Source organism: Bordetella pertussis 18323 (assembly GCF_000306945.1).
Lineage (GTDB): Bacteria > Pseudomonadota > Gammaproteobacteria > Burkholderiales > Burkholderiaceae_B > Bordetella > Bordetella pertussis.
The window spans coordinates 2506835-2522709 of sequence record NC_018518.1 but is presented as its reverse complement, the minus strand read 5'-3'; the positions used below and the strand labels follow the sequence as shown (position 1 = coordinate 2522709).

The 15875-nt window shown below is 67.2% G+C and carries 17 protein-coding genes and 2 pseudogenes; 11 read left to right on the top strand and 8 right to left on the bottom strand.

The features are described 5' to 3' along the window. Positions 1–60: 60 nt before the first annotated feature. Positions 61–897, bottom strand: coding sequence for a class I SAM-dependent methyltransferase (locus tag BN118_RS11895; RefSeq protein WP_003816860.1), 837 nt, complete (start codon positions 895–897; stop codon positions 61–63). A gap of 291 nt (positions 898–1188) precedes the next feature. Here BN118_RS11895 and BN118_RS21370 point away from each other — a divergent pair, with 291 nt between their 5' ends. From BN118_RS21370 to BN118_RS11875, 3 genes and pseudogenes are all read left to right on the top strand, one after another. Continuing rightward, positions 1189–2739: a TSUP family transporter gene (locus BN118_RS21370; protein ID WP_227914975.1), complete on the top strand. Its 1551-nt coding sequence runs from the start codon at positions 1189–1191 to the stop codon at positions 2737–2739. Between the two features lie 29 nt (positions 2740–2768). Next, the gene (dsbG, locus tag BN118_RS11880; RefSeq protein ID WP_014905879.1) at positions 2769–3605 is read left to right on the top strand and encodes a thiol:disulfide interchange protein DsbG; all 837 of its coding nucleotides are present in this window, start codon (positions 2769–2771) and stop codon (positions 3603–3605) included. Continuing rightward, positions 3602–3823 (top strand): annotated as a pseudogene (locus tag BN118_RS11875) (hypothetical protein); the annotation flags it as partial. The gene dsbG and the pseudogene BN118_RS11875, both read left to right, overlap by 4 nt. Here BN118_RS11875 and BN118_RS11870 read toward each other — a convergent pair. Beyond that, complete coding sequence (locus BN118_RS11870) at positions 3818–4768, bottom strand: IS481-like element IS481 family transposase (RefSeq protein ID WP_005015810.1); 951 nt, start codon at positions 4766–4768, stop codon at positions 3818–3820. The pseudogene BN118_RS11875 and the gene BN118_RS11870 overlap by 6 nt on opposite strands. A 17-nt stretch (positions 4769–4785) precedes the next feature. Here BN118_RS11870 and BN118_RS19565 point away from each other — a divergent pair, with 17 nt between their 5' ends. Next, on the top strand, positions 4786–4968 hold the full coding sequence (locus BN118_RS19565; RefSeq protein ID WP_080019440.1) for a hypothetical protein: 183 nt from the start codon (positions 4786–4788) through the stop codon (positions 4966–4968). A gap of 460 nt (positions 4969–5428) precedes the next feature. On the opposite strand, the gene BN118_RS11865 is transcribed toward BN118_RS19565, so the two are convergent. Beyond that, the gene (locus tag BN118_RS11865; RefSeq protein WP_014905878.1) at positions 5429–6103 is read right to left on the bottom strand and encodes a BRCT domain-containing protein; all 675 of its coding nucleotides are present in this window, start codon (positions 6101–6103) and stop codon (positions 5429–5431) included. A gap of 174 nt (positions 6104–6277) precedes the next feature. On the opposite strand from BN118_RS11865, the gene BN118_RS11860 reads away from it, so the two are divergent. From BN118_RS11860 to BN118_RS20815, 3 genes and pseudogenes are all read left to right on the top strand, one after another. Then, complete coding sequence (locus tag BN118_RS11860; RefSeq protein WP_005012067.1) at positions 6278–7228, top strand: IS481-like element IS481 family transposase; 951 nt, start codon at positions 6278–6280, stop codon at positions 7226–7228. Beyond that, positions 7117–7809: a type II secretion system F family protein gene (locus BN118_RS11855; RefSeq protein ID WP_372587812.1), complete on the top strand. Its 693-nt coding sequence runs from the start codon at positions 7117–7119 to the stop codon at positions 7807–7809. The genes BN118_RS11860 and BN118_RS11855 overlap by 112 nt, the downstream gene beginning before the upstream one ends. Next, a pseudogene (locus tag BN118_RS20815) lies at positions 7809–8021 on the top strand (DUF192 domain-containing protein); the annotation flags it as partial. The gene BN118_RS11855 and the pseudogene BN118_RS20815, both read left to right, overlap by 1 nt. Positions 8022–8030: 9 nt before the next feature. Here BN118_RS20815 and BN118_RS20810 read toward each other — a convergent pair. Both BN118_RS20810 and BN118_RS11845 read right to left on the bottom strand, forming a co-directional pair. Beyond that, a complete protein-coding gene (locus tag BN118_RS20810) occupies positions 8031–8831 on the bottom strand; it encodes a BPSS1780 family membrane protein (protein WP_010930177.1) in 801 nt (266 codons plus the stop codon). 43 nt (positions 8832–8874) lie between these two features. Next, positions 8875–9861, bottom strand: a complete 987-nt coding sequence (locus BN118_RS11845; protein WP_003812707.1) for a homoserine kinase — start codon at positions 9859–9861, stop codon at positions 8875–8877. Positions 9862–10000: 139 nt separating this feature from the next. Here BN118_RS11845 and dusA point away from each other — a divergent pair, with 139 nt between their 5' ends. Continuing rightward, positions 10001–11014: a tRNA dihydrouridine(20/20a) synthase DusA gene (gene dusA, locus BN118_RS11840; RefSeq protein ID WP_010930178.1), complete on the top strand. Its 1014-nt coding sequence runs from the start codon at positions 10001–10003 to the stop codon at positions 11012–11014. On the opposite strand, the gene BN118_RS11835 is transcribed toward dusA, so the two are convergent. Then, the gene (locus tag BN118_RS11835; RefSeq protein WP_010930179.1) at positions 11011–11961 is read right to left on the bottom strand and encodes an IS481-like element IS481 family transposase; all 951 of its coding nucleotides are present in this window, start codon (positions 11959–11961) and stop codon (positions 11011–11013) included. The two genes, dusA and BN118_RS11835, sit on opposite strands and share 4 nt — an antisense overlap. A 17-nt stretch (positions 11962–11978) precedes the next feature. Between BN118_RS11835 and BN118_RS20210 the strand changes: the two genes are divergently transcribed. Beyond that, a complete protein-coding gene (locus tag BN118_RS20210; protein WP_155120815.1) occupies positions 11979–12119 on the top strand; it encodes a hypothetical protein in 141 nt (46 codons plus the stop codon). Here the strand turns inward: BN118_RS20210 and BN118_RS11830 are convergent. Continuing rightward, entirely contained in the window at positions 12074–12532 is a 459-nt protein-coding gene (locus BN118_RS11830) for a CBS domain-containing protein (RefSeq protein WP_003812703.1), read from the bottom strand. The genes BN118_RS20210 and BN118_RS11830 overlap by 46 nt on opposite strands. A gap of 36 nt (positions 12533–12568) precedes the next feature. Continuing rightward, entirely contained in the window at positions 12569–13882 is a 1314-nt protein-coding gene (locus tag BN118_RS11825; RefSeq protein ID WP_003812701.1) for a YihY family inner membrane protein, read from the bottom strand. Between the two features lie 17 nt (positions 13883–13899). Between BN118_RS11825 and BN118_RS11820 the strand changes: the two genes are divergently transcribed. Beyond that, positions 13900–14271: a DUF2069 domain-containing protein gene (locus BN118_RS11820; protein ID WP_010930180.1), complete on the top strand. Its 372-nt coding sequence runs from the start codon at positions 13900–13902 to the stop codon at positions 14269–14271. Continuing rightward, a complete protein-coding gene (locus BN118_RS11815) occupies positions 14268–15755 on the top strand; it encodes a protein adenylyltransferase SelO (RefSeq protein ID WP_014905877.1) in 1488 nt (495 codons plus the stop codon). The genes BN118_RS11820 and BN118_RS11815 overlap by 4 nt, the downstream gene beginning before the upstream one ends. Positions 15756–15875: the final 120 nt, after the last annotated feature.

Sequence of the window (15875 nt, the reverse complement as noted above, 5' to 3'; positions counted from 1 at the left end):
ATCTTCACAGCTAGGGTTATTCCCAGGCGCGCGGGTTTGCGCGGCGGCGCGGCCGGCGGATCAGGGTTGCGCGGGGACCTGGAAGCGCTCGCTCAGCTCCTGCAGGCCGATGCGTTCCAGCATTTCGCGCAGGCGGCGCGCGGGCTCGCGGCGCGGCCTGTCGGGTTGGTGGCGGGCGATGATCAGTTCGTTCTTCATCGAGTGTTCCCAGCCCACCAGCTCGGTCACGCTGAGCTGGTAGCCATGGGCCTCGAGCTGCAGGCAGCGCAGCACATTGGTGAGCTGGCTGCCGAATTCGCGCGTATGCAGCGGATGGCGCCACAGTTCGGCCATGGGGTCGGCCAGGGCGCGCGCCTTGTTCTTGCGCAGCACGGCCGCCACTTCCGCCTGGCAGCAGGGCACCAGCACGATGCTTTGCGCCTGCTTGGCCAGGGCGAAGCGGATGGCGTCGTCGGTGGCGGTGTTGCAGGCGTGCAGGGCGGTCACGATGTCGACCCGCGGCGGCAGCTGTTCCGACGCGATGGAATCGGCCACCGAGAGGTTGAGAAACGACATGCCGCCAAAGCCCAGGCGCGCGGCCAGTTCGGTCGCGCTTTGGACCAGTTCGGCGCGGGTCTCGATGCCGTAGATGTGCGAGGCGTCGCGCCGGTCCTTGAAGAACAGGTCGTACAGGATGAAGCCCAGGTACGACTTGCCCGCGCCGTGGTCCACCAGGGTGACGGCGCCGCGCGCGTCCCTGGCGCTTTGCAGCAGCGGTTCGATGAACTGGTAGAGGTGGTAGACCTGCTTGAGCTTGCGCCGGCTGTCCTGGTTCATCTTGCCGTCGCGGGTCAGGATGTGCAGGGCCTTGAGCAGTTCGATCGACTGGCCGGGGCGGACTTCGTGCGTGTTGGACATTGCCGTAATCGGTAAACCGGCCCGCGCCTGGCGGCGCGGGCAAAGACGGCAGTTTAACCAATCGGGCCGCGCGCCCCGGGCCGGCCGGCCCGCCCGATCCGGCGTCGACAGGGGGCGCATCGCCACGCCCATCCTCCTGCCCGCGATCGAGACGCGGCACGCGCTCCGACAATCCCGACGGGCAACAAGGCAAACGGCCGTCCACATACCGTCCCGGCGCATTGATCCGTCTTTCTAGATTATTTATAATAATTTGCTTATTTCTTTTGGTAATAATACTTGGCGGGCGGCATGGCAGGCGGATTCCTGGGCATATTGATAGGCCTGACCCTGGGGCTGACAGGGGCGGGCGGCGGCATCCTGGCGGTGCCGGCGCTGGTGCTGGGCCTGGGCATGGACATGCCCCAGGCCGCGCCGGTCGCCCTGATGGCGGTCGGGCTGGCCGCCGCGGTCGGCAGCGCCGAAGGCTTGCGCCGCGGCACGGTGCGCTACAAGGCCGCCGCCCTGATGTCCGTCGTCGGCGGCCTGGCGGCGCCCTGGGGCGCCCAGTTGGCCCGGCTGGCGCCCGGCCCCTGGCTGAGCGGCCTGTTCGCCATGGTCATGCTGCTGGTTGCCGGCCGCATGCTGCGCCAGTCGCTGGCCGCGCCGGCCGGCGCCCAGGCGCAGGCCGAGCGGCCCTGCCACATCTCGCCGCAAACCGGCAAATTCGTCTGGACGCCCCGCGCCGCCGCCACGCTGGGCGGCATCGGGGCGATTTCGGGGCTGTTCACCGGCCTGCTGGGCGTGGGCGGGGGCTTCATCATCGTGCCGGCGCTGCGCCAGTTCAGCGATGCCCCGATGCACGCCATCGTTTCCACCTCGCTGATGGTCATCGCGCTGATTTCGGCGGTCACCGTCGGCCACGCCGTGGCCGGCGGCCTGACCCTGGACGCGGCCGCCTGGACCTTCGTCGCCGCCGCGGTGCTGGGCATGGCGCGCTGGTGTGCGTGGTCGTGGCCGGAGTGCTGCTGTGGCGCACGGGGTGGCAGGCATGAGCGCGATGGTGCACGTCGGCCCCTTGACGCTGCCGGTCGCCTTGCTGCTGATGCTGGCCTGCGTGGCGGCAGGCAGCCTGGCCGCGCGCTGGCAGGCTGGCCGGGCCGGCGCGGACGAGCTGCCGCTGATGCGGGTCCTGCTGGCCGGGCTGCTGGCGGCGCGGCTGGCGTTCGTCTGGTGCCACCGCGAGGCCTATCTGCAATCGCCATGGGACGTGCTGGACATCCGCGACGGCGGCTGGCCTGGGCCGGTTTCGCCGGCGCCTGGGCCTGCGGCCTGTGGTTCGCCCGGCGCCGCGGGCCACGGCGCCGGCCGCTGCTGGCCGGCCTGGCGGCCGCCACCCTGGCATGGACAGTCGGGGCGGCCGTGCTGGGCATCGGCGCACCCGCGGCCACCAAGGCCATGCCGCCGCTGCAGCTGGCCACGCCCGACGGCGCGCCGCGCAGCCTGGCCGCCTTCGCCGGCCAGCCCGTGGTGCTGAACCTCTGGGCCAGCTGGTGCCCGCCGTGCCGGCGCGATATGCCCATGATGCAACGCATGCAGGCGGCCCGGCCCGACGTGCACTTCGTCTTCGTCAACCAGGGCGAGAGCGCGCAACAGGTCAACGCCTACCTGCGGGAACTCGGCATGCCGCTGCGCAACGTACTGCTCGACCCCGGCGCGCAGGCCGGCGCGTATTTCGGCCACCGCGCCTTGCCCGCCACCCTGTTCTTCGACGCGCAAGGGCGCCTGGTCGACACGCGCCTGGGCGAACTGTCGCAGGCCAGCCTGGTCCAGCGCCTGGGCGCGTTGCGCCCCGCACCCTGATCTTTCCCGTTTCAAGGAGTCCGTCCGTCATGTCCGATCCCATCCTGCCGCGCGCGGCCGCCGGTTTGCGGCGCGCCTGCGCCGTGCTCGCCGGCGCCGCGCTGGCCGCCGGCGCCGCGCAGGCCCAGCAGCCGCCGGCGCCCGTCGCGGCGCTGGCCCAGCACGGCATTGAAATCCTCGGCACCTTTCCCGCGCCCGGCGGGCTGACCGCCTGGGCCGCGCACGCCGGCGACCGTCCGGTCGCGCTGTACGCCACGCCCGATGGCAAGCATGTCATCGTCGGCACCATGTTCGACGCCGCGGGCCGCGACGTGACCCAGGCCGCCCTCGAACAGGCCATCGAGCCCGCGCTGTCGGACAAGCTGTGGAGCGCGCTGGAGCAAAGCGCCTGGGTGGCCGATGGCAAGGCCGGCGCGGCGCGCATCGTGTATGTATTCACCGACCCCAACTGTCCGTACTGCAACAAGCTGTGGGCCGATGCGCGGCCCTGGGTCGAGGCCGGCAAGGTGCAGCTGCGGCATATCCCGGTCGGCATCCTGACCGCCAGCAGCGAAGGCAAAGCGGCCGCCATCCTGGCCGCGCCCGATCCGGCCAAGGCCTTGCACGACCACGAGGCCGGCCACGTCGCCAGCAACACGCGCGCCCTGGCCGCGGGCGAACGCAAACCCCTGGACGAACGCGGCATCCAGCCGCTGGCCGACATCCCGGCCGAGATTGCGGCACGGCTCAATGCCAACGAAACGCTGATGGCGCAATGGGGCCTGCGCGCCACGCCGGCCATCGTCTGGCGCGAGGAGGGCGGCCGCGTGCGCAAGCGCACCGGCGCGCCGCCGGCGCTGTTGCCGCAGCTTTTCGGGGCCTTGTGATGACGGCCGCCTCGTGCGTGCGCGTGCTGCTGCATGCCCCCACCGCGGGCGCGTTCGAACGCGCCCGCAACAACGCCGCCAACCTGCTCAAGGAGGCGCCGGGCGCGCAAGTGCGCATCGTCGCCAACGCCGCGGCCGTCGCGGCCGCGCTGGATGCGCCGCCTCATCCGGCCGATGCGCATACCTGGCTGTGCCCCAATACGCTGGCCCGCCTAGATGTGAACTGTCAATAGGTTGTATTCGTCCAGGTTGAGTCTGGAGATGGGTACAGCGCGCCCGATGCCTTGGTGGGGTCGATGCCAGTTGTAGTGGTGTAGCCAGGATTTCATGGCATCGGCTCGGTGTTGGGAGTTCTGGTAGGTGTGAGCGTAAGCCCACTCACGCAAGGCCGACTGGATGAAGCGTTCGGCCTTGCCATTGGTCTGTGGGCGGTAAGGTCGGGTAAAGCGGTGCTTGATGCCCAGCTCATGGCACAGCGCGGCGAAGGCGCGGCTGCGAAAGGCCGAGCCATTGTCGGTGAGCAAGCGCTGGATGGTCACGCCCAGGCGCTGGTAGTAGGCCACTGCGTCCTTGAGGAACTGGACGGCGCTGGGGAAGCGCTCGTCGGGGTGGATGTCGGTGAAGGCCACGCGGGCGTGGTCATCGATGGCCACGAAGACGAAGTCCCAGCCGGCCCCCTCAACGGTATCGCGTCGGTTGCCCGTGACCCGGTGGCCAGGGCGCTGGATACGTCCCAGCTTCTTGATGTCGATGTGCAGCAGATCGCCGGGGGCCTGATGCTCGTAGCGCACCACCGGCTCGGCCGGCTCCAGGTCGGCCAGGTGCGACAGACCGGCGCGGGCCAGGACGCGGCTGACGGTGCTGGCTGACACGCCCAGCGCCTGGGCGATGCGCGCTTGGGTCAGCCGCTTGCGGCGCAGCTCCACGATAGCCAGCGCCTTGGCCGGCGCAATCGCTCGGGGCGAGACCGTCGGGCGCGAGGACGCATCGGCCAAGCCCGCCTGGCCCTGAGCCAGGAAGCGGCCCAGCCATTTGCGCACAGTCGGCGCGGTGACCCCATAGGCGCGGGCCGCTTCAGGCACACAAACTTGATGGGCGATCAATTGCTGGACCATTTCGAGTCGACGTAGGAAGGTCAATCGGGCATGCTTATGGGTGTTCATCCGGCCGGGCTCCTTGAGTGAACTGGGGGGTTGGCGATTTCCAGTTTCTCAAATCCGGTTCGGATGAACCATGCATACAACCTATTGAATCTTCACACCTAGACCGGCCGGCGCGCGCGCCCCAGCGCGCGCTGCCCCAGGCGGCGGTGCTGGCGCTCGCGCTGCTGCAGGACGAGGGCTGGAGGTATATCCGGGCATAGGAGGTCGTACCACGCTCCGACGCTGCTTGTAATGATCAACTGCTGCGAGTGTCGGCGACCGATATTGGCATCTCGTCCTTGTCGGCACTGACTGGACAGAATTTGTTGATATCCGAGGTGAACGTGACAGTCGTGCCGTGGCGTGTGCACGTACGGGTGGTCTCGTGCGTCGGATCGATGTGTAAATCCTCCCCCCGCAGTCCTAGCCACATTGCCAAGTATTGATAGGTGCCGTAGCGCGCAGCGGTTTTCAATGCTTTGTCGCCGCCACCACGCCAGGGAAGGACAGGTAGTTCGCCGCTTCGCGCACGTCGTGCCAGACTAGGATCTTCCAGGGCCTTGTCTCGTCCGCGCTCCCAACAGGCGATCAACCCTGAGTCGGGTCCGTGCCAACGTTGGGCGGTTGTCAATCCTTCGCGACGTGGCTCTGTGGCCGGTATGTGCAGCGCGTCAGTGGGCTTCATGACAGCAGATGCTCGTACCAGGCCTGTTCGCTGATGATGCGCAGCGCGACGCCTGAACTCCGGTAATCCACCGCCTTCTTGATTTTCAATCCGAAAGTTGAGTGGAGCCAGTCGGGATTGCCCAGTTCGCCAATGACCAGATAGTCCAGCTTCTTGGTGACATTGCTCAAGCTGGAGCCGCCGCGTTCCACTACTTGTTGTGAGCACCAGTCCCGCGTGCCGCTCGTAAATTTTCCAGTGAAGCAGAAAGTATGTGCGTCGAAATGAATATCCGGTACGGGACTGCACAACGGCAGAGCTGTGCTCTTGTTGATGGCGGGCTGTCCCGCCGCGTCTTCGCTCCCCACGGTTGCCAGCAGTAGCGCCATGATCTCGGCTTCTTCCTTCGCATCCATATGCCCGTCGGCCAGCGTCGCAGCAATGCGTGGATAAAGGGCCTTTGCGGGCCACTTGTTCGATGCATTCTGATTGGTCTGCATCCATCGCAGCAGAAAGGCAACTTCTTCCTGGCATATTGCGCCATCGGCCAGCACGCCTTTTACCAGGCCGATGAGTTCGTCTACCTGACGGGCCTGAACTGCATGTGCACGATAGATGTGATAGGCGGGTGCCGCCTCCACTTCGCTTGTCGCCGTTGCTGGTGCGCCAAAATTGTCGGTCAACCAACCCATTGCAGCCTCCATGGATGCTTGGCCGACCGAGGGCGGTATAAGTGACAGGGCCCGCGGTCCGGCTGTACACAGCGAGCTGTGAAGATTCAATAGGTTGTATGCATGGTTCATCCGAACCGGATTTGAGAAACTGGAAATCGCCGATCCCCCAGTTCACTCAAGGAGCCCGGCCGGATGAACACCCATAAGCATGCCCGATTGACCTTCCTACGTCGACTCGAAATGGTCCAGCAATTGATCGCCCATCAAGTTTGTGTGCCTGAAGCGGCCCGCGCCTATGGGGTCACCGCGCCGACTGTGCGCAAATGGCTGGGCCGCTTCCTGGCTCAGGGCCAGGCGGGCTTGGCCGATGCGTCCTCGCGCCCGACGGTCTCGCCCCGAGCGATTGCGCCGGCCAAGGCGCTGGCTATCGTGGAGCTGCGCCGCAAGCGGCTGACCCAAGCGCGCATCGCCCAGGCGCTGGGCGTGTCAGCCAGCACCGTCAGCCGCGTCCTGGCCCGCGCCGGTCTGTCGCACCTGGCCGACCTGGAGCCGGCCGAGCCGGTGGTGCGCTACGAGCATCAGGCCCCCGGCGATCTGCTGCACATCGACATCAAGAAGCTGGGACGTATCCAGCGCCCTGGCCACCGGGTCACGGGCAACCGACGCGATACCGTTGAGGGGGCCGGCTGGGACTTCGTCTTCGTGGCCATCGATGACCACGCCCGCGTGGCCTTCACCGACATCCACCCCGACGAGCGCTTCCCCAGCGCCGTCCAGTTCCTCAAGGACGCAGTGGCCTACTACCAGCGCCTGGGCGTGACCATCCAGCGCTTGCTCACCGACAATGGCTCGGCCTTTCGCAGCCGCGCCTTCGCCGCGCTGTGCCATGAGCTGGGCATCAAGCACCGCTTTACCCGACCTTACCGCCCACAGACCAATGGCAAGGCCGAACGCTTCATCCAGTCGGCCTTGCGTGAGTGGGCTTACGCTCACACCTACCAGAACTCCCAACACCGAGCCGATGCCATGAAATCCTGGCTACACCACTACAACTGGCATCGACCCCACCAAGGCATCGGGCGCGCTGTACCCATCTCCAGACTCAACCTGGACGAATACAACCTATTGACAGTTCACAGCTAGGGGGCGTCGTCGCCGTGACAGCCGCCAGCCTGGCCGATGGCTGGCGGGCATGGCTGCCGCTTGCCCCGGCCGCCTGCGCGGCAGGCGCCTGGCCGGCGCTGTGGCTGCGCCGCTGCGCGGCGCGGCGGCGACAGCGCATCGCGCGCGAACTGCCATTCATCCTCGACCTCATGACCTTGTGCGCCGAAGCGGGCCTCGGCATGCACGGCGCCTTGCAGCAGGCGGCCAGTCACGGGCCGCCGGGCCCGCTGCGCGAGCTGCTGGTCCAGGCCCTGTGCGATATGCGTGCCGGCGTGCCGCGCCGCCAGGCCATGCAGGCGCTGGCGGCGCGGGCCGACAGCCCGCCCGTGCGGGCCTGGGTAGGAGCGCTGGCGCATGCCGACGCGCAGGGCATGAGCCTGGGGCCCATGTTGCGCGGCCTGGCCACGCGCTATCGCGCAGAACGCCATCAGCGGGCCGAACGCCTGGCCATGGAGGCGCCGGTCAAGATGCTGTTGCCGTTGATCGCGTGCATCTTCCCGTGCACGTTCATCGTGCTGGCATTCCCGATCGGGTACGCGTTGTTGCAGGGTGGCCCGTGATGCGCCCGCGCCTGCGGCTGGCGCGCGCACGCGGCTGGCGTGGACGGCTGGTCGGGTTGCTGGGCCGGCGCCGCCCTCCGGGGCCGCGCAGCGGCCTGTTGATGGCGCCATGCCGGGCTGTCCATACCTGGGGCATGGCCTATGCCATCGACGTGGCGTTCGTCGGCCGCGACGGCCGCGTGTTGCGGCTGGTGCGCGGGCTGAAGCCCTGGCGCGGCGCGCTATGCGTGCGCGCTGTCGCTGTTGTCGAGACCCGCGTGGGCGTCATTGACCCCGAACACGGAGGTATAGGCAGGGTAGAAGCTGCAATACAGCACGCCGCCCGCGATGATGGTGACGGGAACCTGCAAGGTGCCGGCCAGCGTGTCGGGCACGCCCATGCCGATCAGCAGGCCGATGCACAGGTCGATGAACAGGAACACCAGGATCCAGACCACGCCGTACACCAGGAACGGCCATTTGTTGCGCCAGCAGGCAATACCCGAGAAGAACAGCGCCTGCAACAGCCGCAGGCCGTGCCAGCCCACCAGCACGGGAGCATGCCAGAACACGGCGGCGATGATCACGTAAAGCGCGGTGAACACCAGCAGCGGCGCGCGCATGGCCGTCATGATGGGCGCGAGGTTGTTGGCCGAGGCCATGCGGACGCCTTCGGCCAGCGAACTGGAAAACGGCAGGAACGCCAGCAGGCCGGCGGCCAGGCATAGCCCGACGTACAGCATGCCCATGAGGAACAGCTTCTTGAATACGCCGGGCTTTTTCAGCGGCTGCAACCACATCGAGGGCAGCATGACGCGGTCGGCTTCGACGTGCTTGCAGGCCGACAAGGTCATCAGCGTGATGCTGGGCATCAGCGCCACGAACAGCAAGGGGCCCACCAGTGGCGTGTAGGTGGCGAACAGCAGCAACAGGCTGATCGCCATCGCCCAGGTGAACATGGCTAGCGGTTGTTTCATGAACAGGCGCAGGCCGTCACGCACCCATTGCCAGCCGGAAATCGCAGGTAGAGATACTGCTTGCATAGGTTTCGCTACGAATGGACGGGGACAGAACACTCAACCAACATTATGCGGCTGCCTCCGATTTGGGCAAGTCGGGGGCCGGATGGCGGTGGCGCGCTTGCAACACTCTTTCGAAGTGCCGCGGATCGTGCGGCTTGAGGGTCTGGGCCGGACGGGGCAGGTAGAAATCGTACAGGCGTGACAGCCAGAAGCGCAGCGCGGCGGCGCGCAGCATGACGGGCCAGGCCTGGCGTTCCGCGTCCGTAAACGGGCGGACCTCGGCGTAGGCCTGCAGCCAGCCGTGCACCAGTTCGGGCACGAATTCGCCGGTGTCGCGCACGATGCACCAATCGTTGACGCTGACCGCCACGTCGAACAGCCACGTATCGCAGCCCGCGAAATAGAAATCGATGAAGCCGCCCATGAGCGGGTCGTCGAAGGTGCCGGCAAACAGCACGTTGTCGCGGAACAGGTCGCAATGGGCCGGGCCGGATGGCAGCGATTGCCACAGCGCGGTGGCAGCATGGGCCTGCTGGTCCGCCAGCTCGGCCTCGAGCAGGCGCGCCTGCCCGGGCTCGAGGAACGGCAGCACCTTGGGCGCCGTGGCCTGCCACCAGGGCAGTCCGCGCAGGTTGGGCTGGCGCAGCGGGAAGTCCTGGCCGGCCAGGTGGGCGCGCGCCAGCGTGGCGCCCGCCAGGCGGCAGTGGTCCGGGCCCGGAGCGGGCTCGTAGCCGCCCGGCAGGCGGGTGACGATGGCGCAGGGCTTGCCGTGCAGGGTGGTCAGCCGCGTGCCGTCGCGCAGCGTCTGCGGCTGGGGGACGGGGATGCCGCGCGCGGCCAGGTGGTACATCAGTTCGATGTAGAACGGCAGCTGTTCCTGCGTCAGCACCTCGAACAGCGTCAGTACGTACTCGCCGCGGGTCGTATTCAGGAAGAAGTTGGTGTTTTCGATGCCGGCGGTGATGCCGCGCAGTGAAACCAGGTCTCCGAGGTCGAAGCGGGCCAGCAGGGTGCGGGCGTCCTGGTCGGAAACGGAAGTGAAAACGGCCATTGATCTGCGGGGTGAGGGGTTGGAGAGACGCTTATCGCTGCGCTGCGCGGGGATTGTAGACCACCGGACGCGTGGCCGCGGCCGGCGGCCCGGCCCGCAGGCCGTAAAATACGGCATGTTTTTGCCCTGCGAGTGATTCTTGAGCTCTCCCGACTGGCGACTGTGCGTCGCCCCGATGATAGACGTGACCGACCGCCATTGCCGCTATTTCCACCGGCTGCTGGCGCCGCGCGCGCGTCTGTACACCGAGATGATCACGACCGGCGCGCTGCTGCATGGCGATGTGGCGCGGCACCTGGATTTCGATGCCGCCGAGCATCCGGTGGCCCTGCAGCTGGGCGGCAGCGAGCCCGATGCGCTGGCGCAGGCCGCGCGGCTGGGCCGCCAGTGGGGCTACGACGAAATCAATCTGAACTGCGGCTGTCCGTCCGAACGGGTCCAGCGCGGCGCCTTCGGCGCCTGCCTGATGGCCGAGCCGGCGCTGGTCGCCGATTGCATGAAAGCCATGCAGGACGCCGTCGACATCCCGGTCACGGTCAAGCACCGGCTGGGCCTGGACTATGACGAGTCATATGGCTTCGTGCGCGATTTCGTGGGCCAGATCTACGATACCGGCTGCCGGGTGTTCGTGGTGCACGCGCGCAACGCGGTGCTCAAGGGCCTGTCCCCCAAGGACAACCGCGAGATTCCGCCGCTGCGCTACGACGTGGCGCGCCAGCTCAAGCGCGATTTTCCCGATTGCGTGATCGTGCTCAATGGCGGGCTGGCCGATGCGCAGGCCGCGCAGGCGGTGGCCGGCGAGTTTGACGGCGTGATGCTCGGTCGCGCGGCCTGGCATACGCCGCGGGTCCTGTCCGAGGTGTCCTTGCAATGGTGGCCGGCCATACGGCTGCCCAGCGACGCGCAGGTGGTCGATGCAATGATGCAATACGCCGCGACGCAGATTGCGCGCGGCGTGCCGCTGCGCGTGATGACGCGGCCCTTGCTGGGCCTGGTGAACGGACAGGCGGGGGCGCGGCGCTGGCGCCGCCTGTTGTCGGACCCGGTGCGGCTGGCGGCCAATGACCCGTCGTTGTTGTACGAGGCATGGCGCAGCCTGCAGGGCGCGCCGCGCGAGCGCGACGCTTGCGCCGATCCGCTGCCGGCGGTCTAGCTGTGAACTGTCAATAGGTTGTATTCGTCCAGGTTGAGTCTGGAGATGGGTACAGCGCGCCCGATGCCTTGGTGGGGTCGCTGCCAGTTGTAGTGGTGTAGCCAGGATTTCATGGCATCGGCTCGGTGTTGGGAGTTCTGGTAGGTGTGAGCGTAAGCCCACTCACGCAAGGCCGACTGGATGAAGCGTTCGGCCTTGCCATTGGTCTGTGGGCGGTAAGGTCGGGTAAAGCGGTGCTTGATGCCCAGCTCATGGCACAGCGCGGCGAAGGCGCGGCTGCGAAAGGCCGAGCCATTGTCGGTGAGCAAGCGCTGGATGGTCACGCCCAGGCGCTGGTAGTAGGCCACTGCGTCCTTGAGGAACTGGACGGCGCTGGGGAAGCGCTCGTCGGGGTGGATGTCGGTGAAGGCCACGCGGGCGTGGTCATCGATGGCCACGAAGACGAAGTCCCAGCCGGCCCCCTCAACGGTATCGCGTCGGTTGCCCGTGACCCGGTGGCCAGGGCGCTGGATACGTCCCAGCTTCTTGATGTCGATGTGCAGCAGATCGCCGGGGGCCTGATGCTCGTAGCGCACCACCGGCTCGGCCGGCTCCAGGTCGGCCAGGTGCGACAGACCGGCGCGGGCCAGGACGCGGCTGACGGTGCTGGCTGACACGCCCAGCGCCTGGGCGATGCGCGCTTGGGTCAGCCGCTTGCGGCGCAGCTCCACGATAGCCAGCGCCTTGGCCGGCGCAATCGCTCGGGGCGAGACCGTCGGGCGCGAGGACGCATCGGCCAAGCCCGCCTGGCCCTGAGCCAGGAAGCGGCCCAGCCATTTGCGCACAGTCGGCGCGGTGACCCCATAGGCGCGGGCCGCTTCAGGCACACAAACTTGATGGGCGATCAATTGCTGGACCATTTCGAGTCGACGTAGGAAGGTCAATCGGGCATGCTTATGGGTGTTCATCCGGCCGGGCTCCTTGAGTGAACTGGGGGGGTGGCGATTTCCAGTTTCTCAAATCCGGTTCGGATGAACCATGCATACAACCTATTGAATCTTCACATCTAGCGCTGCCGTATCAGGGCTTGGACGGCGCCGACTCCATCGGCCAGTCGCGGATGTAGGCCTTCAGCATGTTGTTTTCGAATTGCTGGGCGGCCACGATGGCCTGGGCCATGTCGTAGAACGAGATCACGCCCAACAGGGTGGGGCCGTCCATCACGGGGATATAGCGCGCGTGCTTTTCCAGCATCAGGCGCTGGACTTCGTCGGCGCTCGTGTTGGGCGACACGCTGACCGGCGCGTCGTCCATGATGGCGCGGATGGTGGTGTCGCCCACGTTGCCGCCATGCTGGTCGATATGGCGGATGATTTCGCGGAAGGTCAGCATGCCGGCCAGCATTCCCGATTCCATGATGACCAGCGAGCCGATATCCTGCTCGCTCATGGTCTGTACCGCCACGGACACGTGAGTATCGGGCGACGCGGTGTATAGCGTGTCACCCTTGACGCGCAGAATCTCGCTGACTTTCAACATGATGTTCCTCCCGGGGCGCTGGGTGCGCCCGCTTTGCTACTTTTTGCCCGTCTCCAGCTGCAGAACCGCCGCGGCGGGGCCGATATCCGTATTTTGCGCCACCCCGGCAAGATCTGCCAGTGTCGGGTCCGGACCTTGCCCCAATACGCCGGCGGCAACCGCCGCGATTTCGGGCTCGTCGCGCAGCCGCGGTTGGCCGCGATCGAGCAGGAAACGGTCGAATACAGGTTCCAGCGTGGTTGTACGCGGGTCGCATGTCAAGACCCAGCGCTGTTCGGCGGTGCGCGCCACCAGCCCCATGTCCTCGAGCGCTTCGAGCACGGCGTTCAATTCGTCGTGGTGCAGCCGCAGACGCTTGGCCAGCGCGTTGGCGCTGCGTCCGGCCGGCCGGCTGCCCTGCGCCGCATGCAGGACGCGCAGCACGCCCAGCGCGTCGATGAAGGGGGCGCCCGCGTGCCGGTTGATCTCCCAGCGGCCCAGCCGGATCAGCGGCGCGCTGGCGGCCACCGTTGCGCCGAACAGCACCGCCAGCCATGACAGGTAGATCCACAGCAGGAAGATGGGCAGCGTCGCGAACGCGCCGTAGATGACCGTGTAGGCCGGAAAGCGCGTCAGGTAATAGGCGAAGCCGGCCTTCATCAGCTCGAGCACGATGGCGGTGCCGAAGCCGCCCACCAGCGCGTCCTTCCAGTACACGCGGCGGTTCGGAACCACCACGAACAGCGCGGCAAAGCCCAGTCCGGTCAGCACCAGCGGGATGAACGAGATCGCCACGCTGACCGCTTCGGGCACATCGCGCACCAGGCCCAGCGATTCGCGCGCCACGAACGAGGTGGCCCACAGGCTGGCGCCGGCGACCACCGGACCCAGCGTGATCACGGCCCAGTAGACCAGGGCGCGCTGCGGCAGCGGGCGCTGGCGGGTCACCTGCCAGATGTCGTTGAAGGTCTTGTCGATGGTCATGATCAACAAGAGCGAGGTGACGATCAGGAACGCGCCGCCGATGGCCGTCAGGCGCGTGGCCTGGCGGGCAAACTGGTTGAGGTAGTCCATGATGTTGTCGGAAACCGACGGAGGCATCAGGCTGTTGGCCAGGAAGTCTTCCAGCGCAACCCGGAATTCCTGGAATACGGGAAACGCCGTGAACAGCGACAGCACGACGGCCAGCATCGGCACGATGGCCAGCACGGTGGTGAACGTCAGGCTCGAGGCCACCTGCAGCAGCTTCTGCTCGTCGGCGCGCTGGCCAGCGAAGCGCACGACCCGGCCCATGCGCGTGAACCATGAGGCGCGCCGTTTTTCGGGCGGGGCCGCCTGTCCGGCGGCGGCGGATTCGGCGTGAGGCTCCATCAGGCGATAATAGCAGCATGAATGCTGAACTCAACCCGACGCTGCGCCGTGGCGCGGTGGCCTGTCTGCTGGCCCTGATCGTGCTGTGCGTGGCCTGGGAAACCGTGCTGGCCCCGATCCGCCCGGGCGGGTCGTGGCTGTTCCTGAAGGCCTTGCCGCTGGCGTTTCCGCTGCGCGGCGTGCTGCGCGGCAATCTCTATACATTCCAGTGGGCGGCGATGCTGGTGCTGCTGTACCTGATGGAAGGCGTGGTGCGCGCCATGTCCGATCCGGCGCCGCTGTCGGCGGCCCTGGGCGGCGTTGAAATCGTGTTGTCCGGCGGTTTTTTCCTGTGCGCCATCCTGTATGTCAGGCCGGCCAAGCGGGCCGCCCGGAGGTCGCGCGCATGAAATGGCTACGCCTGCAGGATCTGCCTACCGACAACAGCTTCGCCGCGTTGCCGGCCGAGTTCTATACGCGCCTGCAGCCGCGCCCGCCGGCCGCGCCGCGGCTGCTGCACGCCAATGCCGAGGCGGCGGCCCTGATCGGGCTGGACCCGGCGGAGTTTTCCACCCAGGCGTTCCTCGATGTGTTTTCCGGCCATGCCCCGCTGCCGGGCGGCGATACGCTGGCGGCGGTCTACAGCGGCCACCAGTTCGGCGTATGGGCGGGCCAGCTGGGCGATGGGCGGGCCCACTTGCTGGGCGAGGTGCGCGGCCCCGCCGGCGGCTGGGAGCTGCAGCTCAAGGGCGCGGGCATGACGCCGTATTCGCGCATGGGCGATGGGCGCGCGGTGTTGCGCTCGTCGGTGCGCGAGTATCTGGCCAGCGAGGCCATGCATGGCCTGGGCATTCCCACCACGCGCTCCCTGGCCCTGGTGGTGTCCGATGACCCGGTCATGCGCGAGACCGTCGAGACCGCCGCCGTGGTGACGCGCATGGCGCCCAGCTTCGTGCGGTTCGGCTCGTTCGAGCACTGGTCGGCGCGCCGCCAGCCGGAACAGCTGCGCGTGCTGGCCGATTACGTCATCGACAGGTTCTACCCCGAATGCCGCGTGGCGGGCGCGGGCCGGCTGGACGGCGAGCATGGCGAGATTCTCGGCCTGCTGGCGGCGGTCACCCGGCGCACAGCGCTCCTGATGGCCGACTGGCAGGCGGTCGGTTTCTGCCACGGCGTGATGAATACCGACAACATGTCCATTCTCGGCCTCACGCTGGACTATGGGCCGTACGGGTTCATGGACACGTTCCAGCTCGGCCACATCTGCAACCACTCCGACAGCGAGGGGCGCTACGCCTGGAATCGCCAGCCGTCGGTGGGCCTGTGGAATCTCTACAGGCTGGCCAGCAGCCTGCATACGCTGGCGCCCGATCCCGAGGCGCTGCGGGCGGTGCTCGATGGCTACGAGGCCGTGTTCACGCAGGCGTTTCACGGCCGCATGGCGGGCAAGCTGGGCTTGCCGCAATTCCTGCCCGAGGATGAAACCCTGCTCGATGACCTGCTGCAGCTGATGCACCAGCAAGGCGCCGATTTCACGCTTGCGTTTCGTCGCCTGGGCGAGGCGGTGCGCGGGCAGCGCCAGCCGTTCGAGGATTCGTTCATCGACCGGGCGGCCGCCGGCGCCTGGTACGACCGGCTGGCCGCGCGCCACGCAAGCGACGGACGAGCCGCCCAGGCGCGCGCCGCGGCCATGGACGAGGTCAATCCACTGTATGTATTGCGCAACCATTTGGCCGAGCAGGCGATACGCGCGGCAGCCAGGGGCGATGCCGGCGAGATCGATATTCTGCTCAAACTGTTGCGTAATCCCTACAAACACCAGCCAGGGTACGACGCATACGCCGGATTGGCACCAGACTGGGCAGCTGGGCTGGAAGTCAGTTGTTCGTCCTGATTGATTCACGTCAAGAAATAAACTCGGGAAAATCCTCCCAAATATAAGTAAAATTTGTAATAATTTGCGAGTAACGCGTCGCGCTGCGCGGAATGGTTTTCCAATGCGGCCGATCCGATG

Excerpts from the sequence above, each read along its gene's own strand:
- BN118_RS11895 (WP_003816860.1), bottom strand. The coding sequence starts at position 897 with ATGTCCAACACGCACGAAGTCCGCCCCGGCCAGTCGATCGAACTGCTC.
- BN118_RS21370 (WP_227914975.1), top strand. The coding sequence starts at position 1,189 with ATGGCAGGCGGATTCCTGGGCATATTGATAGGCCTGACCCTGGGGCTG.
- dsbG (WP_014905879.1), top strand. The coding sequence starts at position 2,769 with ATGTCCGATCCCATCCTGCCGCGCGCGGCCGCCGGTTTGCGGCGCGCC.
- BN118_RS11870 (WP_005015810.1), bottom strand. The coding sequence starts at position 4,768 with ATGAACACCCATAAGCATGCCCGATTGACCTTCCTACGTCGACTCGAA.
- BN118_RS11865 (WP_014905878.1), bottom strand. The coding sequence starts at position 6,103 with ATGGGTTGGTTGACCGACAATTTTGGCGCACCAGCAACGGCGACAAGC.
- BN118_RS11860 (WP_005012067.1), top strand. The coding sequence starts at position 6,278 with ATGAACACCCATAAGCATGCCCGATTGACCTTCCTACGTCGACTCGAA.
- BN118_RS20810 (WP_010930177.1), bottom strand. The coding sequence starts at position 8,831 with ATGCAAGCAGTATCTCTACCTGCGATTTCCGGCTGGCAATGGGTGCGT.
- BN118_RS11845 (WP_003812707.1), bottom strand. The coding sequence starts at position 9,861 with ATGGCCGTTTTCACTTCCGTTTCCGACCAGGACGCCCGCACCCTGCTG.
- BN118_RS11835 (WP_010930179.1), bottom strand. The coding sequence starts at position 11,961 with ATGAACACCCATAAGCATGCCCGATTGACCTTCCTACGTCGACTCGAA.
- BN118_RS11830 (WP_003812703.1), bottom strand. The coding sequence starts at position 12,532 with ATGTTGAAAGTCAGCGAGATTCTGCGCGTCAAGGGTGACACGCTATAC.
- BN118_RS11825 (WP_003812701.1), bottom strand. The coding sequence starts at position 13,882 with ATGGAGCCTCACGCCGAATCCGCCGCCGCCGGACAGGCGGCCCCGCCC.
- BN118_RS11820 (WP_010930180.1), top strand. The coding sequence starts at position 13,900 with ATGAATGCTGAACTCAACCCGACGCTGCGCCGTGGCGCGGTGGCCTGT.
- BN118_RS11815 (WP_014905877.1), top strand. The coding sequence starts at position 14,268 with ATGAAATGGCTACGCCTGCAGGATCTGCCTACCGACAACAGCTTCGCC.